General features: G+C 71.8%; 25 protein-coding genes. 8 read left to right on the top strand and 17 right to left on the bottom strand.

The features are described 5' to 3' along the window. Nucleotides 1-47: 47 nt before the first annotated feature. The 10 genes from ACIRVH_RS21270 to ACIRVH_RS21225 all read right to left on the bottom strand — a co-directional run bounded on the left by ACIRVH_RS21270 (nt 48) and on the right by ACIRVH_RS21225 (nt 8,019). A complete protein-coding gene (locus tag ACIRVH_RS21270) occupies nt 48-932 on the bottom strand; it encodes a carbohydrate ABC transporter permease (RefSeq protein ID WP_403955539.1) in 885 nt (294 codons plus the stop codon). After that, nucleotides 929-1,864, bottom strand: a complete 936-nt coding sequence (locus ACIRVH_RS21265; RefSeq protein ID WP_403955536.1) for a carbohydrate ABC transporter permease — start codon at nt 1,862-1,864, stop codon at nt 929-931. The genes ACIRVH_RS21270 and ACIRVH_RS21265 overlap by 4 nt, the downstream gene beginning before the upstream one ends. Nucleotides 1,865-1,958: 94 nt before the next feature. Beyond that, entirely contained in the window at nt 1,959-3,680 is a 1,722-nt protein-coding gene (araD, locus tag ACIRVH_RS21260; RefSeq protein WP_403955534.1) for an L-arabinonate dehydratase, read from the bottom strand. After that, entirely contained in the window at nt 3,677-4,588 is a 912-nt protein-coding gene (locus ACIRVH_RS21255) for a dihydrodipicolinate synthase family protein (protein ID WP_403955530.1), read from the bottom strand. Before ACIRVH_RS21255 ends, araD begins: the two co-directional genes overlap by 4 nt. Then, nucleotides 4,585-5,250, bottom strand: a complete 666-nt coding sequence (locus ACIRVH_RS21250) for a GntR family transcriptional regulator (protein ID WP_403955528.1) — start codon at nt 5,248-5,250, stop codon at nt 4,585-4,587. The genes ACIRVH_RS21255 and ACIRVH_RS21250 overlap by 4 nt, the downstream gene beginning before the upstream one ends. A gap of 130 nt (nt 5,251-5,380) precedes the next feature. Next, the gene (locus tag ACIRVH_RS21245; protein WP_403955525.1) at nt 5,381-6,142 is read right to left on the bottom strand and encodes an MBL fold metallo-hydrolase; all 762 of its coding nucleotides are present in this window, start codon (nt 6,140-6,142) and stop codon (nt 5,381-5,383) included. Nucleotides 6,143-6,287: 145 nt separating this feature from the next. After that, on the bottom strand, nt 6,288-6,560 hold the full coding sequence (locus ACIRVH_RS21240) for a hypothetical protein (RefSeq protein WP_403955522.1): 273 nt from the start codon (nt 6,558-6,560) through the stop codon (nt 6,288-6,290). Between the two features lie 11 nt (nt 6,561-6,571). After that, nucleotides 6,572-6,877: a hypothetical protein gene (locus tag ACIRVH_RS21235; protein ID WP_403955519.1), complete on the bottom strand. Its 306-nt coding sequence runs from the start codon at nt 6,875-6,877 to the stop codon at nt 6,572-6,574. A 96-nt stretch (nt 6,878-6,973) separates the two neighbouring features. Next, on the bottom strand, nt 6,974-7,561 hold the full coding sequence (locus tag ACIRVH_RS21230) for a TIGR03086 family metal-binding protein (RefSeq protein WP_403955516.1): 588 nt from the start codon (nt 7,559-7,561) through the stop codon (nt 6,974-6,976). After that, nucleotides 7,558-8,019, bottom strand: a complete 462-nt coding sequence (locus ACIRVH_RS21225) for a DUF6010 family protein (RefSeq protein ID WP_403955514.1) — start codon at nt 8,017-8,019, stop codon at nt 7,558-7,560. The genes ACIRVH_RS21230 and ACIRVH_RS21225 overlap by 4 nt, the downstream gene beginning before the upstream one ends. A 201-nt stretch (nt 8,020-8,220) precedes the next feature. Between ACIRVH_RS21225 and ACIRVH_RS21220 the strand changes: the two genes are divergently transcribed. Further along, a complete protein-coding gene (locus tag ACIRVH_RS21220; RefSeq protein ID WP_403955511.1) occupies nt 8,221-9,456 on the top strand; it encodes an MFS transporter in 1,236 nt (411 codons plus the stop codon). Here ACIRVH_RS21220 and ACIRVH_RS21215 read toward each other — a convergent pair. Together ACIRVH_RS21215 and ACIRVH_RS21210 are read right to left on the bottom strand one after the other, a co-directional pair. Further along, nucleotides 9,393-10,556, bottom strand: a complete 1,164-nt coding sequence (locus ACIRVH_RS21215) for a hypothetical protein (protein ID WP_403955509.1) — start codon at nt 10,554-10,556, stop codon at nt 9,393-9,395. The two genes, ACIRVH_RS21220 and ACIRVH_RS21215, sit on opposite strands and share 64 nt — an antisense overlap. After that, nucleotides 10,553-11,503 carry a 5-dehydro-4-deoxyglucarate dehydratase gene (locus tag ACIRVH_RS21210; protein ID WP_403955506.1) on the bottom strand — a complete coding sequence of 317 codons (951 nt, stop codon included), beginning with the start codon at nt 11,501-11,503 and terminating at the stop codon, nt 10,553-10,555. Before ACIRVH_RS21210 ends, ACIRVH_RS21215 begins: the two co-directional genes overlap by 4 nt. Before the next feature lie 222 nt (nt 11,504-11,725). On the opposite strand from ACIRVH_RS21210, the gene ACIRVH_RS21205 reads away from it, so the two are divergent. The 7 genes from ACIRVH_RS21205 (at nt 11,726) to ACIRVH_RS21175 (ending at nt 19,132) form a co-directional block, all read left to right on the top strand. Beyond that, complete coding sequence (locus ACIRVH_RS21205) at nt 11,726-12,550, top strand: NAD-dependent epimerase/dehydratase family protein (RefSeq protein ID WP_403955503.1); 825 nt, start codon at nt 11,726-11,728, stop codon at nt 12,548-12,550. Nucleotides 12,551-12,834: 284 nt separating this feature from the next. Then, on the top strand, nt 12,835-13,605 hold the full coding sequence (locus tag ACIRVH_RS21200) for a DeoR/GlpR family DNA-binding transcription regulator (protein WP_403955500.1): 771 nt from the start codon (nt 12,835-12,837) through the stop codon (nt 13,603-13,605). Between the two features lie 77 nt (nt 13,606-13,682). Next, nucleotides 13,683-15,056, top strand: a complete 1,374-nt coding sequence (locus tag ACIRVH_RS21195; RefSeq protein WP_403955496.1) for an ABC transporter substrate-binding protein — start codon at nt 13,683-13,685, stop codon at nt 15,054-15,056. Beyond that, complete coding sequence (locus ACIRVH_RS21190) at nt 15,053-15,994, top strand: carbohydrate ABC transporter permease (protein WP_403955493.1); 942 nt, start codon at nt 15,053-15,055, stop codon at nt 15,992-15,994. Before ACIRVH_RS21195 ends, ACIRVH_RS21190 begins: the two co-directional genes overlap by 4 nt. Continuing rightward, entirely contained in the window at nt 15,991-16,836 is an 846-nt protein-coding gene (locus tag ACIRVH_RS21185; protein ID WP_403955490.1) for a carbohydrate ABC transporter permease, read from the top strand. Before ACIRVH_RS21190 ends, ACIRVH_RS21185 begins: the two co-directional genes overlap by 4 nt. Further along, entirely contained in the window at nt 16,833-17,822 is a 990-nt protein-coding gene (locus ACIRVH_RS21180) for a zinc-dependent alcohol dehydrogenase family protein (RefSeq protein ID WP_403955487.1), read from the top strand. Before ACIRVH_RS21185 ends, ACIRVH_RS21180 begins: the two co-directional genes overlap by 4 nt. Nucleotides 17,823-17,953: 131 nt before the next feature. Continuing rightward, nucleotides 17,954-19,132 carry a TerD family protein gene (locus ACIRVH_RS21175; protein WP_403955483.1) on the top strand — a complete coding sequence of 393 codons (1,179 nt, stop codon included), beginning with the start codon at nt 17,954-17,956 and terminating at the stop codon, nt 19,130-19,132. 54 nt (nt 19,133-19,186) lie between these two features. Here ACIRVH_RS21175 and ACIRVH_RS21170 read toward each other — a convergent pair whose 3' ends face one another. The 5 genes from ACIRVH_RS21170 to ACIRVH_RS21150 form a co-directional block, all read right to left on the bottom strand. Further along, entirely contained in the window at nt 19,187-19,765 is a 579-nt protein-coding gene (locus ACIRVH_RS21170; protein ID WP_403955480.1) for a TetR/AcrR family transcriptional regulator, read from the bottom strand. A gap of 73 nt (nt 19,766-19,838) precedes the next feature. Beyond that, entirely contained in the window at nt 19,839-20,477 is a 639-nt protein-coding gene (locus tag ACIRVH_RS21165; RefSeq protein ID WP_403955477.1) for a 2'-5' RNA ligase family protein, read from the bottom strand. Between the two features lie 69 nt (nt 20,478-20,546). Beyond that, a complete protein-coding gene (locus tag ACIRVH_RS21160) occupies nt 20,547-21,554 on the bottom strand; it encodes a 1-aminocyclopropane-1-carboxylate deaminase (RefSeq protein WP_403955474.1) in 1,008 nt (335 codons plus the stop codon). 13 nt (nt 21,555-21,567) lie between these two features. Continuing rightward, a complete protein-coding gene (locus tag ACIRVH_RS21155) occupies nt 21,568-22,215 on the bottom strand; it encodes a GntR family transcriptional regulator (RefSeq protein WP_403955470.1) in 648 nt (215 codons plus the stop codon). 91 nt (nt 22,216-22,306) lie between these two features. After that, nucleotides 22,307-23,887: a TROVE domain-containing protein gene (locus tag ACIRVH_RS21150; RefSeq protein ID WP_403955467.1), complete on the bottom strand. Its 1,581-nt coding sequence runs from the start codon at nt 23,885-23,887 to the stop codon at nt 22,307-22,309. Nucleotides 23,888-23,930: the final 43 nt, after the last annotated feature.

Raw genomic sequence — 23,930 nt, 5'->3', positions numbered from 1 at the left:
GCACCGCGCGCCATCTCTCGGCCGGCCACCGCGGCGCTGTCGATCTCTCATCCCTTCACCGCCCCCGCGCTGAAGCCGGTGATCAGCCACTTCTGGATGAAGGCGAACACGATCACGACCGGTACGGCGGCGATGATGCCGCCCGCCGCGAGGGCGCCCAGGTCGACGCTGTCCGCGCTCATCAGGGTGTTGAGGCCGACCGGGACGGTCTGCTTGCTCTGGTCGGAGAGGAACATCAGGGCGAACAGGAAGTGGTTCCAGGCGTGCACGAAGGCGAAGGAGCCGACGGCGATCAGCCCGGGCCGCAGCAGCGGCAGGACGACGATCCGGAAGGCGGTCAGCCGGTCGCAGCCGTCCACCCAGGCGGCCTCCTCCAGGGAGTACGGCACGTTCCGGATGAACCCGCTGATCAGGATCATCGACAGCGGCAGCTGGAAGACCGTCTCGGCGATGACGACGCTGCCCAGCGAGTTGATCATCTGGAGCTTGGCGAAGATCTGGAACAGCGGGACCAGCAGCAGGGCGCCCGGCACGAACTGGGAGCAGAGCAGGGCGAGCATGAAGCCGCGCTTGATCCGGAAGTCGAAGCGGGCGAGGGCGTAGCCGCCGGCCAGGGCGACCACGGTGGTCAGGAAGAGCGTGGCGAGGCCGACGTAGACGCTGTTGGCGAAGTAGGTGCCGAAGCTGCGCTCGGTCCACACCTTCTGGAAGTGCTCGAAGGTCATCGGCCAGGGGACCAGTGAGGTGGAGCCGGCCGGGCGGAGCGCGAAGAGCAGGATCCAGTAGAAGGGGATCAGGGTGAAGAGGAGGTAGATCACGAGGGGGACGTAGATCCGCCGGCGCGGGACCTCGTCCCAGGCGCGGCGCCTGCCGCGTGGCCGGGCGGGCGCGGACGCCACGTGCTCGGGTGCGGGAGCGATCTCGGTGATCACTTGGTCTCATCTCCGAACTTGCTCAGCCGCAGATAGACGATCGAGCAGAAGAGCAGGATCACGAACGCCACCGTGGTCAGCGCGGAGGCGTAGCCGAAGTTGTGGGCGTCGACGCTGGTGTTGGCGATGTAGAGCGGGAGGGTGGTGGTCTCCCCCGCGGGTCCGCCGCCGGTGAGGGTGTAGAGCAGGTCGACGTTGTTGAACTCCCACACCGCGCGCAGCAGCGTGGCCAGGACGATCGCGTCCTTCAGATGCGGCAGGGTGATGTGCCAGAACTGCTTGAGGCGGCTCGCCCCGTCGACCTCGGCGGCCTCGTACAGGTCCTTCGAGACGGACTGGAGGTCGGCGAGGATGAGGATCGCGAAGAAGGGGACGCCCCGCCAGAGGTCGGCGACGACCGCGGCCGGGAAGACGGTCGAGGTGTCCGACAGCCAGCTGGTGCCGTACGACCCGATCCCCGCGTCGGCGAGATAACGCGTGATGCCCGTCTGGGAGTTGTAGAGCAGCACCCAGATCGCGGAGGTCAGCACGCCGGAGACCGCCCAGGGCGAGAACACCAGCGCCCGGCCCAACGCCCGGCCCACGAAGCTCTCGTTGACGATGAGCGCCAGCGCGAGCCCGAACAACAGCTGCAGCCCGACTTCCACCACGACCCACTTGGCGCTGAAGGTCAGCGTGTCCCAGAACTGCGGGTCGTGCGCGAAGGCCTGGGTGAAGTTGTCGAAGCCCGCGAAGCCGTTCCGCCACGGCTTGGTGGGGTTGTAGTTCTGCAGGCTGTAGTAGAAGACGCTGAGCACCGGGTAGGCGATGAAGCCCAGCATCAGCAGGGCCGCCGGGGCGATCAGCAGGTACGGCAGCCTGCGCGGGGTCGCGGAGGCACGGCGCCGCCGGGGTGGCGCGGGCGGTTTCGCCACGGCTGCGGCTTGGGCCATGACTGTTCTCCGTTCGCAGTGGGACTGTTCAGCGAGTACAGGAAGCGCTTGCTTCATACGCATGGGTGAGCGTTCACCAGGGTGGTGCGGGGGTTCAGCCGGCGTACGGGTCCGGCACCTTGCCCGGGCGGGCCAGGAACTCGAAGTCGCAGCCGGTGTCGGCCTGGGTGATCTGTTCGTTGTAGAGGGCGCCGTAGCCGCGCTCGTAACGGGCGGGCGGCGGTGTCCACTCGGCCCGCCTGCGCTCCAGCTCCGCGTCGTCCACGTGGAGCTGGAGGGTGCGTGCCTCGACGTCCAGGGTGATGGGGTCCCCGGTGCGCACCAGCGCCAGCGGGCCGCCGACGTACGACTCCGGTGCCACGTGCAGGACGCAGGCGCCGTAACTCGTGCCGCTCATCCGGGCGTCGGAGATCCGCACCATGTCCCGCACGCCCTGCCTGAGCAGGTGGTCCGGGATCGGGAGCATGCCGTACTCGGGCATGCCCGGGCCGCCCTTCGGGCCGGCGTTCCGCAGCACGAGCACACTGTCCGCGGTGATGCCGAGGGACGGGTCGTCGATGGTGCGCTGCATGGTCCTGTAGTCGTCGAAGACGACGGCCGGGCCGGTGTGCTCGAGCAGGTGGGGTTCGGCGGCGATGTGCTTGATGACGGCGCCGTCGGGGCAGAGGTTGCCGCGCAGCACCGCGACCCCGCCCTCACCGGCGACCGGGTTGTCGCGGTGGCGGATGACGTCGTCGTCGTGCACCTGCGCGCCGTCCAGCTGCTCGCGCAGGGTGTCGTGCGACACCGTCGGGCGGTCCAGGTGGAGCAGGTCCGGGATCCGGGAGAGGAAACCGGGCAGGCCGCCCGCGAAATGGAAGTCCTCCATGAGGTGGCGCCGGCCGCCGGGGCGGACGTCGGCGAGGACCGGGACCGTGCGGGCGATGCGGTCGAAGTCGTCCAGCGTCAGCTTCACTCCGGCCCGGCCCGCCATGGCGATCAGGTGGATCACGGCGTTGGTGGAGCCGCCGAGGCCGAGCACGGTGGTGACCGCGTCCGCGAAGGCCTCCCGGGTGAGGATCTCGCTCAACCTGCGGTCCTTGTGGACCAGTTCGACGATCGTCAGGCCCGCCCTTGCGGCCATCCGGTCGTGCCCGGAGTCCACCGCCGGAATGCTGGACGCGCCGGGGACGGTGACGCCGAGCGCCTCGGCGGCGGCGGTCAGCGTGGACGCCGTCCCCATGGTCATGCAGTGGCCCGGCGAGCGGGCCAGGCCGCTCTCCAGCTCGGTCATCTCGCAGTCCCCGATGAGGCCGGCCCGCTTGTCGTCCCAGTACTTCCACATGTCGGTGCCGGAGCCGAGGACCTCGCCCCGCCAGTGGCCCGGGAGCATGGGTCCGGCCGGCACGAAGACGGCGGGCAGGTCCACCGAGGCGGCGCCCATCAGCAGGGCGGGCGTGGACTTGTCGCAGCCGCCCATCAGGACGGCGCCGTCGACCGGGTACGACCGCAGCAGCTCCTCGGTCTCCATCGCGAGCAGGTTGCGGTAGAGCATCGGGGTCGGCTTCTGGAAGGTCTCGCTGAGTGTGGAGACCGGGAACTCGAGCGGGAAGCCCCCGGCCTGCCAGACCCCGCGCTTCACGGCCTGCGCCCGGTCCCGCAGGTGCACATGGCAGGGGTTGATGTCCGACCAGGTGTTGAGGATCGCGATGACCGGCTTGCCCAGGTGCTCCTCGGGCAGATAGCCGAGCTGGCGGGTACGGGCGCGGTGGCTGAAGGAGCGCAGGCCGTCGGTGCCGTACCACTGGTGGCTTCGCAGCTCGTGCGGCTGCTTCATATCGACCATCCGGCGGCGATGGCGGCGACCTCGGAGCGATCGCCGTCGGGCAGCTGCCTGCTCGGCGGGCGGACGTCCCGGCGGCACAGGCCGAGCGCGGCGAGCGCCTCCTTGACGACGGTGACGTTGTCGGCGGAGCCGTGGGCGGCGCGCAGTTCCTCGAAGCGGCGGATCTGCTCCCAGACCTTCATGGCGGCCGGGTAGTCGCCGGATCGAAGCGCTTCAATCATGTTCAGCGAAACGGCCGGGGCGACGTTCACGAGCCCCGAGGTGAAGCCCGTGGCGCCCGCCGAGAAGTAGAAGGGTGCGTACGGTTCGGCCAGGCCCGCCACCCAGACGAAGCGGTCCAGGCCCGCGTCCCGCGCGAAGGCGGCGAAGCGCGCGGCGTCCGGGACGGCGTACTTCACGCCGATGACGTTGGGGCAGTGGTCGGCGAGTTCGGCGAGGCGGGCGCCGGGCAGCAGGGCGTTGCGGATGTAGGGGACCACGCCCAGTTCGGGTACGGACTCGGCGATGGCGCGGTGGTAGTCGACCCAGCCGGCCGCCGAGACGTACGGGTGGACGGGCTGGTGGACCATCACCATCTGCGCGCCGAGTGCGCGGGCGTGCCGGGCGGAGGCGGTCGCGGTGGGCAGGTCGTGGCCGACGCCGACCAGGATCACGGCGCGGTCGCCGGCCTCGTCGACGGTCGACTCGGTGACCAGGCGGCGCTCTTCGGGGGTGAGGGCATAGAACTCGCCGGTGTTGCCGTTCGGGGTGAGGGTGCGGATCCCGCCGTCGAGCAGGCGACGCAGCAGGGCCCGGTGGGTGTCCTGCGCGACGGAGCCGTCCTCGGCGAAGGGGGTCACCGGGATGGCCACCACGTCGGCCAGGGCCGCCCGTTGGGTCTCGAACGTCACGCTGCTCATTGATGACCTTCCGCTGGGCGGGGCTCGGTGTCCGAGGGGAAAGCGCGTCGTACGAACGAGGCGATGTGGGAGTGCAGGGCGCTGGCGGCGCCGTCCGCGTCGCCGTCCAGCGCGAGCCGCAGGATCTCCCGGTGTTCGGCGGCCTCCCGCTCCCAGGAGGGATCGGTCGCCCAGGCCACGGCGGAGACGAGGGCGGCCTGGTCGCGGACCTCGTCCAGCATCCGGCCGAGCAGCGGGTTGCCGCAGGGCAGGTAGAGGGCGCGGTGGAACTCCCGGTTGGCCAGGGAGCGTTCGGCAGTGTCGCCGGCGGCGTCGGCCCGGGTGAGCGCGTCGCGGGCGGCGTCGAGGGAGGCCCCGCGCCGTACTGCCCGGCGCAGCGCCTCGGGCTCCAGCAGCAGCCGCACGTCGTAGACCTCGCGCGCCATGTCCGCGTCCACCATGCGCACCGTGACGCCCTTGTACTGGCTCATCACGACGAGCCCGGTCCCGGCGAGGGTCTTCAGCGCCTCCCGCACCGGGGTCTTGGACACCCCGAACTGCGCGGCCAGCTCCGTCTCGACCAGGGCCTGGCCGGGCGTCAACTGGCCCGTCAGGATGCGGTGTTTGATCGCGTCCAGTACGTATTGCGTGCGGGACGGGATCGGGGTGGGCACAGAGGTCATGCGGCCCTCTCGGATCTCACATATCGCGTCTCATATATGACGTACGAAGTACGACGCGTTGAAGGTAGGAGGGGGCCCGTGATTCGTCAATGCTTCTGACAAAGGAAGTCGGCACGCCCGGGCGGCCGGTTCAGACGGCGTGGATGTCGCCCTCGACGGCGGTGTACGTGGGCCGGCCGAAGACCGCGGCGGCTCGCCCGGTGGCCGCCTCGCGGGTGAGCGTGGGGCCGACGTGGGTGACGACAAGCTCGCGCACGTGCGCGTCCCGGGCGATGCGGCCGGCGTCCTCGGGCGTCAGATGGACCTGCCGGGGGTGTTCGCCGACGCGATGCTCGTCGAGGTCCGCCTCGCACAGGAACAGGTCGGCACGGGAGGCGAGTTGGATGAGCGCGGGGCAGGGGCCGCTGTCCCCCGAGTACGCCAGGACGCTGCCCTGGGACTCGGCGCGCAGCCCGTACGCCTCGGTGTCGTGGGCGACGGCGCGGGCGGTCAGACGGAGGTTCCAGTGCCGGACGTCGTGGCCGTCGTACAGGTCCCGGAAGTCGAAGACGCCCTTCAGGAACTCGACGTCGGGACGGCCGAAGAAGCCGGCCAGCCGGCGCGCGCAGTCCTGGGGCGCGTACACCGGGATCGGTGCGTGCGGGGCCATGCCGCCGAAGGCGAAGGCGTAGGCGGCGGCGAGCAGGTCGGCGCTGTGGTCGGCGTGCAGATGCGAGATCCAGATCGCGGTGAGCCGGGCGGGATCCGTGTGCCGCTGCAACGCGGCGAAGGTACCGGGCCCCGCGTCCACCCACACCTCGGCGCCGCCGCCGGACACCAGATAACCGGAGCAGGGCCGGTCGGGGCCCGGGTGCGGCGAGGCGGTACCGAGGACGGTGAGGGTGAGCGGCATGGCAGGAGAGTACGACGCCTTTCGCCCGGCTCCGGCTCATTTCGCCAAGTGGAGCCAAGGGTGGCGCAGCCGGTCGGCGAGGAACGCGGCGCCGGCGGGGACCCGCCATGACGCCTCCGCTCCCCGTCCGGACCGGGGACCCTGCTCAGACCTCCATCACGGCGTCGCACTCGGGGCAGACCACGGCCGCGTACTCGGCGGGGTACCAGGGCGCCCCGGAGTGCTCGGAGGGTTTCCACCGGGCCGGTTCCATGGCGAAGGTGTCCTTGCCGCAGAGTGTCCGCGGGCCGGCGGCGTCCGGCCTGCCGGGGGCGGTGGGCACCGCGTGCACCCGGCGCGGGGGGCGGTCCGCGTCGGGTGGGGAGGTGTGTGCGGCCGCCGGACGGTCGAGCTCGTACACGACGACGATGTCGCTCATGTCAGCCGCGCTCACCCATGGCTGACGCCGGGGAGGGTGAGTTCACGGCCGCGGTAGAAGTCCTCGCTCTCCGAGACGACGTACGGGGCCATGGCCGCCCGCCGCTGTGCCTCCGGGTCGGAGGTTCGCCACGCGTCGCACGACTCCTGGGTGTCCCAGAACGACACGCCGGTGATCTCCTGCCCGTCCTCGGACCAGTACGCGTAGGCGCGGTGCAGGCCCGGCGGGGCGGGGGCGGGGCGCCATGCCCGCTCGAACTCCTCCAGCGTCCCCGGCTGAAGGCGGCGCGTCGTCACCCACACGTAGTGCTCCTGCATGGCGGCATCCTCCGTCGTACGTGTACGGCCTGCCCCCCTCTCAGGTCACCGTAGGGCCGATGCGCCGCTTCCGCCGCCCGGAGATCGCCGGTACGCCTACGGCCGCCACCCCGGATCCCGCCCGCTCAGCCCGACCGCCCGGTCCAGCAGCGGCGCCTCGGCCGGGACCGGGACGACCGGGCCGAAGGGTCCCTTGCCGCGGTTCGGGTCGTCGGTCGCCGCGAGGAGGAAGCCGTGGGCGGAGGTGAGGGCCGCGGGGTCGGGGGCGTAGGGGATGCCGGTGGCGCGGGCCAGGTCCCAGCCGTGGATCACCAGCTCGTCGGCGGCGACCGCACCCGCGACCGCGCCGGGCAGGTCCACCCCGCCCGCGCGGGTCATGCCGGTCCAGGCGGCCGGGTCGCGCCAGGCGTCGGCGAGTTCGTCCAGCACCTTGGGCAGCTCCTCGCGCCAGCCGGGGCCGATGTCCGGGACGACGGTGTTCGGGGGTGTGTCGGTGTTCGTGCCCAGGTCCTTGCGGGCGGCGTCACGGAAGGCGACGGACAGGCCCAGCAGGTGGCCGAGCAGATTGCGTACCGCCAGGTCGGGGCACGGGGTGGGGCCCGACAGCTGGTCGTCGGTCACGGATTCCGCGAGCCGTGCCAGGATCCGGGTCTGTGGTCCGAGGTCGAGGATCGGGTCGGTCATGTCCTGCTCCTTGGGGGTTGCGTTGCCCGTACGGAGGGGTGACCGGCCGGCTCGGCGGAACTCATCGGTGCCCTGCGCCGGCGCAGCCACTCCCACGGTGACCGACCGCCCGCGAAGCACCACAGCGCGATCACCGGATCACAGAACGCGCACCCGAACGACGAGTCGTGGGCGAACGGGATGATCGGGTGACCCTTGAGATGGTGCACGACGTCCCACAGGGTGTGCAGCAGCCAGCCGACGCCGATGAAGGTCCAGGAGTCCAGGCCCCGGTAGGCGACGTAGGTGACCACCGTGGTGAACGCGAACTCCCAGCCGCCGAGGCCCCCGCCACTGAGGTAGGCGGCACCCGCGCCGGCGATCATCACCGCGTTGAGGCGGCGCCGGTGCGGCTCGGGAACGAGGGACATGAGCAGGACGTAGAGCAGGCCGATGAGGATCGGGGCGATGTAGCGCATGCGGTCGACGGTAGGGACGGGGCCGCGGCCGCCCCAGGGGAGTGAGTGACAGGTTCCGACGGATTGTCGCCGCCTCGGTCATGGCTCGGGGCCTCGGTCATGGGCCGGGGCCGTGGTCATGGGCCGGGGCCGCAGTCCCGGGCCGGGACAGGGCACGTGACCGATCCGCGTGGGCCCCCCTTAGGGCCACGATGACCTGGCATGACGACTTCCTGGACCGTGGTCCGCGTGCTGCGGGACCGCACTGCGGGGCTGTTTCTGACGGGTGTGGTCGTGTCCGGTTTCGGCACGTCCTCGCTGTGGCTGGCGTCCGGCGTGTGGGTCAAGGACCTCACCGGTTCCAACGGCCTGGCCGCCCTGTGCATGCTCGCCATGTGGGCGCCCACCCCGGCCGGCCCGGCGCTCGGCACGCTCGCCGACCGCTTCCGCCGCAAACCCCTGCTCATCACGGTCAACCTCGCCGTGGCCGCCCTCCTGCTCACCCTGTTCGCCGTGGACTCCCCCGGCCGCCTGTGGCTCCTGTTCGCCGTGCTGTTCGGGTACGGCGCCGCCGGTGTCGTCCACGACGCGGCCGAGTCGGCCCTGGTCACCGCCGCCGTCGGCCCGGACCTGCGCGGCGACTTCAACGGGCTGCGCATGACCGCCACCGAGGGCATGAAGCTCGTCGCCCCGCTGACCGGCGCGGGCCTGTACGCGGCCTTCGGCGGGCCGGCCGTCGCCTGTCTCGACGCGGTCACCTTCGTGCTCGCCGCCGGGCTGTGCGCCCTCGTGCGCGTCCCCGAGGAACGGCCCGCCCGGTCGGGCGACGGCTGGTGGCGGCAGACCACCGAGGGCGTCCGTCATCTGTGGGGGCACCCGGGGCTGCGTCCGCTGGTCCGGGCGGGCGGTACGACGATGCTCCTCGCCTCGCTGGGCAGCACCACGGTGTACGCCGTCGTGGACCGTCTCGGGCACTCCCCCGCCTACGCGGGTGTGCTGTACGCCGTCCAGGGCGCGGGCTCGGTGGCGGTCGGGCTGGTCTCCGGGCCGGCGCTGCGGCGGCTCGGCGGGCGCCGGTTCGCGGCGGCCGGGATCGCGCTGACGGCGGCCGGGGTGGCCGCGCGGGCCGTGCCGTCGGATCCGGTGGCGCTGGTGGCCGGGGCCGCCGTCGGCCTCGGTCTGCCCTGCGTGCTGATCGCCGCGCTCACCGCCGTGCAGCGCGAGACCCCGGGTCCGCTGCTGGGCCGGGCGACCGCCACCGCCCACACGCTGATGTTCACTCCGAACGTGGTCGGACTGGCCGTCGGGGCCGGCCTGGTCGGACTGGCCGGCCCCGGGCTGCTGCTGCCCCTGTACGGCCTGGGGCTGCTCCTGACGGCCGCCGCGCTCGCGGCTCAGCGGGCGCCGAGCGCCTCACGCACCGCCGCGAGGTCCCCGTCCGACGCCAACCCGGCGTGATACAGACGCAGTTCCGTCGCGCCCGCGGCACGCGCGCGTGCCGCGTCGGCCGCGAGCGTGCCGGGGCTGCCACCCATCCCGGAGACCACCGTGAAGTTGGCGGCCAGCACCGTCCCCTCGCGCGCCTGCTCGGCGAAGGGCGCCAGCAGGTCCGTACCGCCGGTGCACGGCACCACCACGCCGTCCGCGACGGAGAGGACGTGGGCGGGGTCGACGCCGGCGTTGGCGCCGCAGTGGTACGGCACCGGGTCCGCGTGCAGCAGGATCTGGAAGCCGTCGGGTGCGGCGGCGCGTACGGCGGTGACGGCCTGCTCCTGGAGGGTGCGGGCGCTGGTGTCGCGCCACGCGCGCGTGGCGGCCGCGGTGTCCTGGCCGAGGAGCTTCTCGACCGTCGGCCAGCCCCCGTCGTCGGCCGCGCCCCGCCACAGCGGCTCCAGGGCGTCCCGTACGGCGGCCGCCAGCCCGTCGGCGCCCAGGCCCTGTTCGCCGTACCCGGCGCGGCAGGCGGGGCAGAAGCAGAGCGACATCAGGTACTGCCCGGCGTCCCCGAGGCCGACCCCGGAGGTCTTGTCGTGGGCGTGCAGGTGCTGGAGCCCGTACCAGCCGAGGGACTCCAGTTCGGTGCCGTGCGCGCCGGGGCGTACGGCCGCCTCGGCGGCGAGGTCGACCAGGTACGCGCGCGTGGCGGGCTGGGCGATGCAGGGGGCCCACGGGTAGCGGTCGCCGTAGGCGTTGACGACCGAGGTGTCCGGATGTTCGGCGCCCAGGCGGGAGTTGTGCGCGAGGACGACCCAGGTGTGCACGTCGAGTCCGGCCGCGGCGAGCGCCTCGGCGGCCTCTCCGTAGGCGTCTCCCGGAGCCCAGCGCCCGGCGGTGTACGGGCGCAGACCGCGGCCGGCCCAGCGGTTGCCGACCGGGTACAGGACGGCCGCGTACTCGGCGGTGACGATGCGGTGGCGCGGGTGGCGGGGGGTCAGGGCGCGGGTGGAGTGGTAGGCGGACGCGAGGGTCGCCTGCCGTACGCCGAGTGCGGCGATGCGGGCGGGGGCCTCGGGGTCCCCGTCGACGTCCCAGGGGTAGACGAACGCCGACGCCTTCACGCGTCCTCCTCCAGCAGCGCGTAGCCGCGCTCGATCAGCTGAGCGAGCTGCTTGACGTGGTCCTCGCCGGGCTCGTGCAGCGGGGGCCGGACCTCGCCGACGTCCAGGCCGCGCAGCCGTACGCCCGCCTTGACGAGCGAGACGGCGTAGCCGCGGCCCTGGGCGCGCAGCTCCACGAACGGGCGGTAGAAGCCGTCCAGGAGACGGCGCACGGTGTCCCGGTCGCCGGTCCGGAGGGCCCGGTGGAAGGCGAGGGCGATCTCGGGGGCGAAGCAGAAGACGGCCGAGGAGTAGAGGGTGATGCCGAGGGCCTGGTAGGCGAGCTGGGTCTGCTCGGCGGTGGGCAGGCCGTTGAAGTACAGGAAGTCGCCGGGGGCCTCGGTGCGGACGGCGCTGACGATGCGCTGCATCAGGTCCAGGTCGCCGAGGCCGTCCTTGAGACCGATGACGCCCTCGGTGCGGGCCAGCTCGACCACGGTGTGCGGGGTGAAGACGGCGTTGTCGCGCTGGTAGACGATCACCGGCAGGGCGGTGGCGGCGGCGACCTCCCGGTAGTGGCGCAGCAGGCCCTCCTGGCCGGCCAGCACGAGGTACGGCGGCATGGCGAGGAGCCCGTCGGCGCCCGCGTCCTCGGCGAGACGTGCGTAGCGGACGGCGAGCGCCGTGCCGTAGCCGGCCCCAGCGATCACCGGGACGCGCCCCTCGGCCGCCTCGACGGCCGCCCGCACGCAGGCCTCGAACTCCTCCGGCAGCAGCGCGTGGAACTCCCCGGTGCCGCAGCAGGCGAACACGGCGGCGGCACCGGCCGCGACGCCCCGGCGCACATGGGTGCGGTAGACGTCGAGATCGACGGGGGCGCCGGAGCCGTCCGGGCCGTAGGCCGTGACGGGGAAGAACAGCGGCCCGCTCGGGTCGCGGAGCCGGGCGGCGAGAGGGGCTGGCGTCACGGGTGCTCCCTGTCGGTGCACGTTTCTGATCAGCGTCTATATTTCTGAACTGCTTCACGCTACGGGCCCGTCTCGGGGTGGGTCAAGCGGGCAAACCCGCAACACGGCAACGGATTTCCCCACTCCACGGCACACTTGACTGAATCCGCCACCGCTCCCTAGCGTGTCCACGAATGTGAATCCTGTCCATGCATGCGGCCACTGTCGTCAAGGAGATCGAGGATGCCCGCTCCCCGCACCGTGCTGCTCACCGGCGCCGCCGGCGGGCTCGGCACCCTGATGCGGTCCCTGCTGCCGGAGTACGGCTACACACTGCGCCTGCTCGACGTGCGCCCCGTCGAGGACGCGCCGGACGCCATCACCGCGGACCTCAACGACACGGAGGCGCTGCGCGAGGCGGTGCGGGGCGTGGACGCGATCCTGCACCTCGCGGGCATCTCCCTGGAAGCGCCCTTCGAGAAGATCCTCAGGTCGAACATCGAGGGCACCTACAACCTGTACGAGGTCGCCCGCCTCGAAGGCGTGCCGCGGATCGTCTTCGCCTCCTCCAACCACGCCGTCGGCTTCACCCCGGCCCCGCGCCCGGGCACACCTCTTGATTCAAGAGCGCTGATCCCGATCGACACCCCACACCGCCCCGACACCTTCTACGGGCTGTCCAAGGCCTTCGGCGAGGACCTCGCCCAGCTCTACTGGGACCGGCACGGCCTGGAGACCGTCTCGGTGCGCATCGGCTCCTGCTTCCCGGAGCCGACCGGCGTGCGCATGCTCTCGGTCTGGATGAGCCCGGCCGACGGCGCCCGCCTCTTCCACGCGGCCCTCACCGCGGAGGAGGTCGGCCACACCGTGGTCTACGGCTCCTCGGCGAACACCCGCCTCTGGTGGGACCTCACGACCGCACGGTCGCTCGGCTACGAGCCGCAGGACGACTCGGAGCCGTACGCCGGGAAACTGATCGCCGAGCAGGGCGAGCTGGACCCGGAGAACCCGGCCCACAGCCACCTGGGCGGGCACTTCGTGACCGATCCGCCCCTCTGGCCGTACTGAGCCTCCGGCGGGACCGGATATCCGGCGAGGCGGCGGAAAACGATCGCTCATCGCGGCGGGCGGGCACCGAACGGGCCCGCCCGCCCCCGTGTTCGGGCATCCGGGCCGCCCGCTCCCACGCCTCGCCCGGCAGCCGCGCAGGTCCGAGGCGGGCACACCGGTTCGCAAACGGGCACACACGGGCAGTATCGAACCCGCAACAGACCTGGTCAGCGCCGCACACCCGCTGTAGAACTTCCCCCATGAGCCCGAACGGGCAGCTCCACAGGGAAGTGGGTGACGGCATGAGCACGAGGACGGCGGAAGAACGCCAGCGCGAGATCGTGCTGGCCGCGCGCGCCACCGGCTCGGTCGACGTCACCGCACTCGCCGCCCGGCTGGGCGTGGCCAAGGAGACCATCCGGCGCGACCTGCGCGCCCTGGAGGACCACGGGCTGGTCCGTCGCACCCACGGCGGCGCCTACCCGGTGGAGAGCGCCGGCTTCGAGACGACACTCGCCTTCCGCGCCACCAGCCACGTCCCCGAGAAGCGCCGGATCGCGGCCGCCGCGGCCGAGCTGCTGGGGGACGCGGAGACGGTCTTCGTCGACGAGGGCTTCACCCCGCAGCTCATCGCCGAGGCCCTGCCGACGGACCGGCCGCTGACCGTGGTCACCGCGTCCCTGCCCGTCGCGGGCGCCCTCGCCGAGGCCGAGAACATGTCGGTCCTGCTCCTCGGCGGACGGGTCCGCGCCGGCACCCTGGCGACCGTCGACCACTGGACGACCAGGATGCTGTCCGGCTTCGTCATCGACCTCGCCTTCATCGGCGCCAACGGCATCTCCCGCGAACACGGCCTGACCACCCCCGACCCCGCCGTCAGCGAGGTCAAGACCCAGGCCATCCGCGCCGCGCGCCGGACGGTCTTCGCGGGCGTGCACACCAAGTTCGGAGCGGTCAGCTTCTGCCGGTTCGCCGACGTCGGCGCGCTGGAGGCGATCGTGACGAGCACGCTGCTCCCGTCGGCCGAGGCCCACCGCTACTCCCTGCTGGGCCCGCAGGTCATCCGGGTCTGAAAAACCGAACACCGTCCCCAGGGGCACAGCCACACCCACAGACACCCGTTATCTCCCCATACGTTCAGGAGCACTCCATGCCAACCCAGAGCCGCCGAACGCCCCGCGCCCTGTTTGCCGTGGCCGCCGCAGGAACGCTGATCACCCCACTGCTCACCGGCTGCTCGGGCGCCGGCGGCGCCGGCGGCGGGTCCTCCGCCCACTCCGTCAACGTCCTGATGGTGAACAACCCGCAGATGGTGGAGTTGCAGAAGCTCACCGCCGGCAACTTCACCAAGGACACCGGGATCAAGGTGAACTTCACCGTCCTGCCGGAGAACGACGTCAGAGACAAGATCAGCCAGGACTTCGCCAACCAGGCGGGCCAGTACGACGTCGCCACGCTCAGCAACTACGAGATCCCGATCTACGCCAAGAACGGCTGGCTCCACCCGATCGACTCGTACGTCAAGAGCGACACCGCCTTCGACCAGCAGGACATCCTCGCCCCGATGCGGCAGGCCCTCACCGCCGCGGACGGCAAGCTCTACGGCGAGCCCTTCTACGGCGAGTCCTCCTTCCTGATGTACCGCAAGGACGTCTTCCGGAAGAAGGGCCTGACCATGCCGGCCAAGCCCACCTGGAAGCAGGTCGCCGCCCTGGCCGCCAAGGCGGACGGCGCCGAGTCCGGGATGAAGGGCATCTGTCTGCGCGGGCTGCCCGGCTGGGGCGAGGTGATGGCTCCGCTGACCACCGTCGTCAACACCTTCGGCGGCACCTGGTTCGACAAGGACTGGAAGGCACAGGTGGACTCCCCGGAGTTCAAGCAGGCCACGCAGTTCTACGTCGACCTGGTCCGTAAGCACGGCGAGTCCGGCGCCGCGCAGTCCGGCTTCGCCGAGTGCCTGAACGACATGACGCAGGGCAAGACGGCCATGTGGTACGACGCCACGTCCGGCGCGGGTTCGCTGGAGGCCTCCGGTTCCCCGGTCAAGGGCAAGATCGGCTACGTCCAGGCCCCGGTCGAGAAGACCGACAGCTCCGGCTGGCTCTACACCTGGGCGTGGGGCATCCAGAAGGCGTCCAAGAACGCCGGTGACGCCTGGAAGTTCATCTCGTGGGCGTCCGGCAAGGGCTACGAGAACCTCGTGGGCAGGACGGCGGGCTGGTCCAACGTGCCCGCCGGCAAACGATCTTCGACGTACGACATCCCGGAGTACCGCAAGGAGGCGGCCGCCTTCGCTGACGTCACCCGGAACGCCATAGCCGGTGCCAAGCCGAACGACCCGGGTGTGCAGCCCCGCCCCGCGCCCGGCATCCAGTTCGTCGGCATCCCCGAGTTCACCGACCTGGGCACCAAGGTCTCCCAGGAGATCAGCTCCGCCGTCGCCGGCCGGGAGTCCGTCGACAGCGCGCTGCAGAAGTCGCAGCAGCTCGCCGAGGCCGTCGCCAAGAAGTACGAGGGGTCATGACCGTCACCACCTCCTCCGCCCGAGTCGCCGCCGCCACCGCGCGGCCGGCGACCCGGCCGCCGAACCGTATGCGAGCCTGGGCCGTCCGGGCCCCTCTGCTGCCCGCCCTGGTCTTCATGATCGTGGTGACCCAGCTGCCGTTCGTGGCGACCGTGGTGATCTCGTTCTTCCACTGGAACGCCCTCTATCCGAACGCCCGTCACTTCGCCGGCGTCGACAACTACCGCCAGGTCCTGACCGACTCGGACCTGCGCCACTCGGTGTGGACGACGGTCCTGCTGACGGTCACCGTGGTCCTGGTCAGCCTGGTCCTGGGCCTCGGAACAGCCTTGCTGCTCAACCGGAGGTTCCGGGGCCGCAGCCTGGTCCGCACCCTGCTGATCGCCCCGTTCCTGCTGGTCCCGGTCGCCGCGGCCCTGCTGTGGAAGCACGTGCTCTACAACCCCGAATACGGCCTGTTCAACGGGTTGTTGCACTATGTGGGCGGCCCCCAGCCGGACTGGATCTCGAACACCCCGCTGCTCGCGGTCGAGGCCTCGCTGATCTGGCAGTGGACGCCGTTCATGATGCTGATCCTGCTGGCGGGACTGCAGAGCCGCGACCCCGAGCAGCTCGAGGCGGCCCGGGTGGACGGCGCGAGCGACTGGCAGATCTTCCGCCATCTCACGCTCCCGCATCTGCGCCGCTACCTCGAACTGGGCGCCCTGCTGGGCTCGATCTACATCGTCCAGAACTTCGACGCGGTCTTCACGATCACCTCCGGCGGCCTGGACACCGCGAACCTTCCCTACACCGTCTACCAGAGCTTCTACCAGGCCCATGAGAACGGCCTCGCCTCGGCGGCCGGCGTCCTGGTCGTCATCGGCTCGATCGTCATCGCGACCTTCGCCCTGCGCGTCGTGTCGTCCCTGTTCCGCGAGGAGGTGTCCCGCGCATGAGCGCAGTCGCCGTACGCGTCCGCAGTCGCCGCGGAGCGGGCCTCGGCCTGCTGGCCTGGCTGGTCGGTCTGCTGTTCTTCCTGCCCATCGCCTGGATGGTCCTGACCTCGTTCCACTCGGAGGCCGACGCCGCCACCAATCCCCCGTCCTTCGGTGCGGCCCTGACCCTGGACGGCTACCGCGACTTCTTCGGCACGGGCGGGGGCGCAAGCCCCTGGCCGGCGTTGATCAACTCGACCATGGCATCGGTGGCCTCGACGCTGTTCGTGCTCCTGCTGGCCTTCCCCGCGGCGTACGCGCTGTCCATCCGCCGGGTGCAGAAGTGGACGGACGTCCTGTTCTTCTTCCTGTCCACCAAGATGCTGCCGGTGGTGGCGGGCCTGCTGCCCATCTACCTGTTCGCCAAGAACACCGGGATGCTCGACAACATCTGGCTGCTCGTCATCCTCTACACCTCCATGAACCTGCCGATCGCGGTGTGGATGATGCAGTCCTTCCTCGCCGAGGTCCCGGTGGCGGTGATCGAGGCGGCGCAGATCGACGGCGCCCGCCTGCCGACGATCCTCGCCCGGGTGGTGGCCCCCATCGCCCTGCCCGGCATCGCCGCCACCGCCCTGATCTGCTTCATCTTCAGCTGGAACGAACTGCTCTTCGCCCGAGTCCTGACGGGCGTGGTCGCCGAGACCGCCCCCGTCTTCCTGACCGGCTTCATCACCAGTCAGGGCCTGTTCCTGGCGAAGGTGTGCGCCGCGTCGCTCGTCATCTCCCTGCCGGTGCTCGCCGCGGGGTTCGCCGCCCAGGACAAGCTGGTCCAGGGTCTGTCGTTGGGAGCCGTGAAATGAAGGCCGCCGTCATCGAGTCCGTGGGCCGCGCCGTCGTCACCGAGGTCCCGGACCCGACGCCCGGTCCCCGCGAGGTCGTCGTCGAGGTCGCCGCCTGCGGCCTGTGCGGCACCGATCTGCACATACTCCAGGGCGAGTTCGCGCCCAAGCTGCCGATCGTCCCCGGGCACGAGTTCGCGGGCGAGGTGGTCGGGGTCGGCACCCAGGTCACGGAGGTCGGCGTCGGCGACCGCGTGGCCGTGGACCCCTCCCTGTACTGCTACGAGTGCCGCTACTGCCGTACCGGGCACAACAACCTGTGCGAGCGCTGGGCGGCGATCGGCGTGACGACGGCGGGCGGTGCGGCCCGGTACGCGGTGGCGCCGGTGGCGAACTGCGTGAAGCTCCCCGAACACGTCCGCACCCAGGACGCGGCCCTCGTCGAACCCCTGTCCTGCGCGGTACGCGGCTACGACGTCCTCCGCGCCCGCCTCGGCGCCCACGTCCTGATCTACGGCTCCGGGACCATGGGCCTGATGATGCTGGAACTGGCCAAGCGCACCGGTGCGGCCAGCGTGGACGTCGTGGACCTCAACCCGTCCCGCCTGGAGACGGCCCGCCGCCTCGGCGTCTCGGCGTCCGCCGCGGGCGCGGACGAACTGGACCGCCCGCAGGGCTGGGACGTGGTCGTCGACGCGACCGGCAACGCGGCGGCCATCCAGGACGGCCTGGACCGGGTGGCGAAGGCGGGCACCTTCCTGCAGTTCGGGGTGGCCGACTACGCGACGCGCGTGACGATCGACCCGTACCGCATCTACAACCGCGAGATCACGATCACAGGCTCGATGGCCGTCCTCCACAGCTTCGAACGCGCGGCAGAACTGTTCGCGAACGGGGTGCTGGACCCCGAGGTGTTCATCAGCGACCGGATCCCGCTGGAGCGGTACCCCGAGGCGCTGGAGCAGTTCGCGGCGGGCGTGGGGCGGAAGATCGTGGTGGTGCCGTAGCGGGTCGCAGGCGGGCGGATGTCCGGTGGAACCTGCCCGCTGGACGAGGTCGTCGCCGCGAACCGAGCGGGTCGTTCCGCGGGTAAGGGAACGGTAAAGCGCCTCCGCTCGTTACCTCAGGCATGACAGCTATGACCCCAGGCTCGAACATCTCCCTGTCGGCCGCCCGCGTGACGGTGGACGTCTCCGCGCCGGTGCGGCTCGACGTGTCGGGCCTGCTGCTCACCGGCGACGGCAAGGTGCGCTCCGACGACGACTTCATCTTCTACAACCAGCCCGCCGGGCCGGGCGTGACGTACACGTCCGGTGGTGGCGCGGCGCCCGACGCGATCACCGTCGACACCGGCGCCGTGCCGCCGGACATCGAGAAGATCGTGGTCACGGCCAGCCCGGACGCGGCCGGCCAGACCTTCCAGGGCATCGAGCCGACGGCCACGATCCGGGACGCGGACGGCGGCTCGGTCCTGGCCACGTTCACCCCGCCGCAGCTCGGCACGGAGACGGCGCTGGTGATCGTGGAGATCTACCGGCGCAACGGCCAGTGGAAGGCCCGCGCCGTCGGCCAGGGGTACGCCAACGGCCTGGCCGGCATCGCGACGGACTTCGGTGTGACGGTGGAGGAGCCCGCCGCCGCACCGGCGGCAGCACCTGCCGCACCGCCGGCGCCCGCCGCGCAGGCACCGGTCGCACCGCCCGTTCCTGCGGCCCCGCCCGCCCCGGTGCCCGGTGCCGGGAAGATCAACCTGGACAAGGGCCGGGTCAGCCTCCAGAAGAACCAGACCGTCTCCCTGGTCAAGGGCGGCCGCCCGCTGCTCTCCGTGGTGCAGATGGGCCTCGGCTGGGAGCCCGCGTTCCACAGCAAGGACATCGACCTGGACGCCTCGGTCATCGCCTACGGCCCGCAGCGCAACGCCATCGACAGCTGCTACTTCGGCAAACTGACGATCCTGAACGGCGCGATCAGACACTCGGGTGACAACCTCACCGGCGAGGGCGGGGGCGACGACGAGGTGATCACCGTCGACCTCGGCCGCCTCCCCCAGGAGGTCACCGGCCTGGTCTTCACGGTCAACTCCTTCTCCGGGCAGAAGTTCACGGAGGTCGCCAAGGCCTACTGCCGCCTGGTGGACGCGGCCACGGGCGAGGAGCTGGTCCGCTTCGACCTCACCAACGCCGAACCGCAGACCGGCGTCATGATGGCCAAGCTCATCCGCCAGTTCTCCGGCGAGTGGGACATGACGGCCATGGGCGACTTCGTGAAGGCACGTACGGTACGGAACATGGTCGACCCGGGAGCACGGGCCCTGTAGGCGGTCGTACGACACAGCCATCGGCGCCCCCGTCGGCCAGGGGGCGCCCGGTTGTCAGGCCTGCCCGCGCGGGCGCAGCCCCTCCGTGAGCAGGGACAGATAGCGCCGTATCTGCTGCCCCTGCCCGCTCGCCAGCTCCGACGCCGACGACACGCCGTGCGCCAGCCGCAGCACCTCGATCGGCTCGACATCCAGGCGCAGGCTGCCCTCCCGCTGCGCCGCCTCCACCAGCCGCCGCGCCGCCTCCTGCAGATGTGTGCCGCACGCCGTGGCCGCGACGGAGCTGCCGTCGGTGACGGCCGAGCCCAGGAGCGTCTTCATGCCGCGCACCTGGATCGTCCCGACGCACACCTCGTTGAGCCACTCCACCAGCGCCTCGCCCGGCGGACGTTCCGCGGCGAACTCGTCGGCCCGGGCCGCCATGGCCTGGATCCGGTCCACGTACGCGGCCTCCAGCAGCGCCTGCCGGGTCGGGAAGTGCCGGTAGAGCGTGCCGGAGCCGACGCCGGCGCGCTTGGCGATGTCGTCCAGCGACGCGTTCTCCCCGTGCTCGGCGAAGGCCTCGGCCGCCACCTCCAGCAACCGCTCGTGATTGCGCCGAGCGTCCGCACGCATGGGTCTGACCTGCGCCATCCAGATGCTCCTTGCCGACCGGGGATCCTCTCCGCAGATTATCGAGCACCACGAAAGGCCCACCGCGGTCCGGTCAGGCCCGCTCCGGTGGCTCGTACCCGCCGGTGGCCGGGTCCGGCCCGGGAGTGCGGCGTACCTCGCCGGTGCCCAGGCCGATCGTGGCGCGCGTCCGCATGGGGCCGTCACCGCGGCGGGAGAGCAGTTCGATCTCCGCCACGCGCGCGTGCAGCGCGTCGAGCCGGGCGGCGCACTCGGCCGCGAGGACACGCGGGGCGTGGGTGCGCCCGAGCGAGAGGTGCGGGGTGAAGCGCGGGAAGCGGTCCGTGCAGTACGGGAAGGGCTCCGCGAGCGCGCGCTGAAGCTCCGTCCAGGGTGCCGCGCCGGCCGCCGCGGGGTCGAGCCACACGGTGGCGTACGACCGGTGACGGAAGAAACGGACGCCGCTGAGCCGGATGCCGAAGGGCTCGCACCCGGCGGCCGCGGCGGCCAGCAGCGGGAGCGCCGCCGGGAAGTCCTCCTCCGGTACGAAGCCGAAGACCAGGTTCACATGGGGTGGCCAGCGGCGGATCTGCGGGTCGTGCTCGGCCCGGATGCGCTGGATGGCGGGCCACAGGTCGGCCGGGGGAAGCCAGACCACCGCGGTCCGGGGCGTGGGGGCCGACTCCAGACGGCCGAGGGCGTCGCCCGGGCCGGGTGTCGAGGGGCAGGGCACACCGCCATCATGACCCTGTCCGCCGACGGCCGCTGCCCGGCCGTGCCCGGGCCGTCCCCCCTGTACCGCCTAGAACAGCGCGCTGTAGGCGTTGAGCGCGGGCTGGCCGCCCAGGTGGGCGTAGAGCACCGTCGCGTCCGCGCCGATCTCGCCGCGCCGCACGAGGTCGACGAGCCCGGCCATGGACTTGCCCTCGTAGACGGGGTCGGTGACCATGCCCTCGGTCCGCGCGGCGAGCCGCATCGCGTCCAGGGTGGAATCGTCGGGGATGCCGTACGTCCCCGCGTGGTACCGCTCGTCCAGCTCGACGGTCAACTCTCCTTTGACACCGATCAGTTGGCCGGTGGCGTGAGCGATCCGGGCGATCTGCCCACGGGTGCGGGCGGGCTCGGCCGAGGCGTCGATGCCGAGCACCCGGCGCGGCCGGCCGCCCGCCTCCTCCAGGGCGCGGAATCCGGCGATCATGCCCGCCTGGGTCGAGCCGGTGACCGAGCACACGACCACCGTGTCGAAGACGACACCCAACTCCTCCTCCTGCTCGGCGACTTCATGAGCCCAGCGGGCGAAGCCGAGACCGCCGAGCGGATGGTCGGAGGCACCGGCCGGAATGGCGTACGGCTTCCCGCCCGCCTCCTCCACGTCCCTCAGCGCCTGCTCCCAGCTCTCCTTGAACCCGATCCCGAACCCGGCCCGCACCAGCCGCACCTCGGCCCCGGCGAGCCGGCTGATCAGGATGTTGCCCACCTTGTCGTACACGGAGTCCGGCCACTCGACCCAGCTCTCCTGCACCAGCACGCACTTGAGCCCGGCGCGGGCCGCTACGGCGGCGACCTGACGGGTGTGGTTGGACTGCACCCCGCCGATCGAGACGAGCGTGTCGCAGCCCTGCGCGAGCGCGTCGGCGACCAGGTACTCCAGCTTGCGGGTCTTGTTCCCGCCGTAGGCGATCCCGGAGTTGCAGTCCTCCCGCTTGGCCCACAGCGCGGCGCCGCCGAGGTGGGCGGTCAGGCGCTCCAGGGGGTGCACGGGCGAGGGGCCGAACAGCAGCGGATAGCGGGCGTAGGAAGACAGGGACACGGGACCTCCAGGTTCAGTCGGGGTCGGCCAGGTCTGCGAGGGTGCGCCAGATGTCCGCCGTGACCCGGACCGCGCCGTCCACGTCACCGTCGGCGCAGGCCTCGATCAGCCGCTCGTGCAGCCCGGCCGAGCGGCACGAGCCGCCCTCGCCGAAGCGCCGCCGTTCCAGGCGGCGGATGAGCGGGGTGTAGCGGGCGACGGTCGCGGCGGCCGCACGGTTGCCGCTCACCCGGACCAGGACGTCGTGCAGCTCGTCGTCGGCCCGCAGGGCCTCGTCCACGTCACCGGTGCGTACGGCGGTGCCGAACCGGTCGTTGGCCGCGCGCATCCGGTCGAGGTCGGCCGGGCTCAGCCGGGGTACGGCGACCCGGGTGACCAGTTCGTGCAGGGCACCGACCACCGCCGCCGCGTCCCGTACGTCGGCGGCGACGAGCGGGGTGACCCGGGTGTAGCTCTGCGGCTTGCTCTCCAGCAGCCCCTCGTCCACGAGCCGCGCGAAGGCCTCGCGCACCGGCGCCCGGGACAGCCCCAGCCGCTCGGCGAGGTCGGCGTCGCGCACCACCGCGCCGGGCTCGATCTCCCCTGCCACGATGGCGTCCCGGATCGCCGCACAGGCGCGGTCCCGGAGCAGGGTGCGGGGAACGGGTCGCAGAGTCTCCACGAACTGAAATGTTAGATATCAGTGCGGAGCAGGCAAGGGTGTGGCCCGCACCCCCGTGGAAGTGCGGGCCACGATCAGAACCGGCCGCTGGTCAGGCCTGCCACGGCCAGCGGGAGTCACGAGCGTCCTCCAGCAGGGACACCATCCGGAAGGCCGAGTCGGACAGGCCGCCGAAGGTGTGCCTGTTGTCCGCGCCCGACGGCCCGTGGCCCGCCCGGTAGCCCTCCAGGTTCCAGGTGTAGACCGGGATGCGGGACGGGATCTGGGCGGTCGGGTCGCCGTGCTGGTGCGGGGCGTACTGCTCGTCGGTGACGATCAGCACCCGGTCGTGCTTCCTGTAGTGCCGGCGCACCGCCTCCGTGGTGTCGGTGCCACCGAGGTTGCCGAAGCGCTCCAGGATCTTCAGCACCGACTCGCCCTTGCGGAACTCCACCTTCGCGCTGGTCGAGCCGAACTCGACCAGGTCGGCGTCCGCCGCCCGCAGCGCGAGCGCGGTACCGAAGATCGCCGCTGCGTCGGCCCGGGTGAGCTGGGCGCGCTCGGACACCGGCGACCAGAACATCGAGCCCGACCGGTCGACCAGCACCAGCGTCCGGCCCGGCAGCGCGGGCACGTTGGCCAGCGAGTGGCCGAGCGCCTGCTCCAGCGGGTACGCCCAGCGCAGCGAGGGCGCGTGCCGGTAGGCGGCCAGGTAGCGGAAGGGGAACTGCCGCGAGCGCGCCACCTGCTGCGGGTCGCTGATCTTCGCCGCGACCCGGGCGGCGACCTCGTCCGAGACCCCCGCGCCGTCGAAGTTCCGCAGGTTGCGGACCAGCGCCATCGTGCCCATGGACGGGATCACGGCCTCCCAGGCCTCCTTGTCCATCGGGCCCTGCAGCCAGCCGGCCAGCGCCTCCCAGGTGATACCGGCCGCCGCCAGCCGCTCGGCGCCGCCCGGCGCGGTGACGACCGCCCGCCGCTCCCCTACGGGCAGCGCCATCAGCTCACGGTGCGCGGTGAGCACCGGGCTCGACGCGGGCGCCACGGCGGTGTCCGGGTTGTGCCGCCGGTCGAGCGCGTACCGGAACAGGTCGCCCTGCCACGGCTTGTCGGCGTCCGGCGACGCGTGCACCAGGTTGAGGATGTCGCCGAAGCGGTAGCCCTTGGACGCGGTGTCGTACTTGAGCAGCGACTTGGCGTGGTACAGCCGTCGTACGGCATCGGCGACACCGCGCTTGACGGGCTTGGGGACGGCACGGCCGTACGTCGCCGTCCAGTACGCGAGCAGCTCACCGGGCTCGTCCGGGCGCTGGAGCACGGATGCCACGACCTGCCGGTTGGAGGGGCCGTCGGTGGCGCCCGCGGTCAGCCGGGCGTGCACGTACTCGGCGGCACCCACGATCGAGGCCGTCCGCATGTTGCCCTCACCGCGCAGCCAGCCGAGCAGGCCGGCCGTCCACTCCGGGTCGCTGACGGCGAGGTCGCGGAGCAGGCGGGTGAACCGGTCGTCGCGGTCCTCGGCGTTCTCGTAGAAGGTGCCCCCGAGGAAGTGCGATACCGCCAGCAGGAAAAGCTCGGAGCGCGGATCGCGCTCCTGACCCCGGCCGCCCTCGTAGGTCCGCAGGATGCGGCCCGTCGACGTCACCGCCGACTTCAGCTGCGCCTTGGCGGCACGCGTGTTGAATCGTGCCATGGTGAATTCCCCCGAATTCGTTGGTGTTTCGGAGGGAGGCACA

Origin of the sequence: Streptomyces sp. NPDC101165 (assembly GCF_044768135.1) — a bacterium.
Lineage (GTDB): Bacteria > Actinomycetota > Actinomycetes > Streptomycetales > Streptomycetaceae > Streptomyces.
This window is presented reverse-complemented; position numbering and strand designations above follow the sequence as displayed.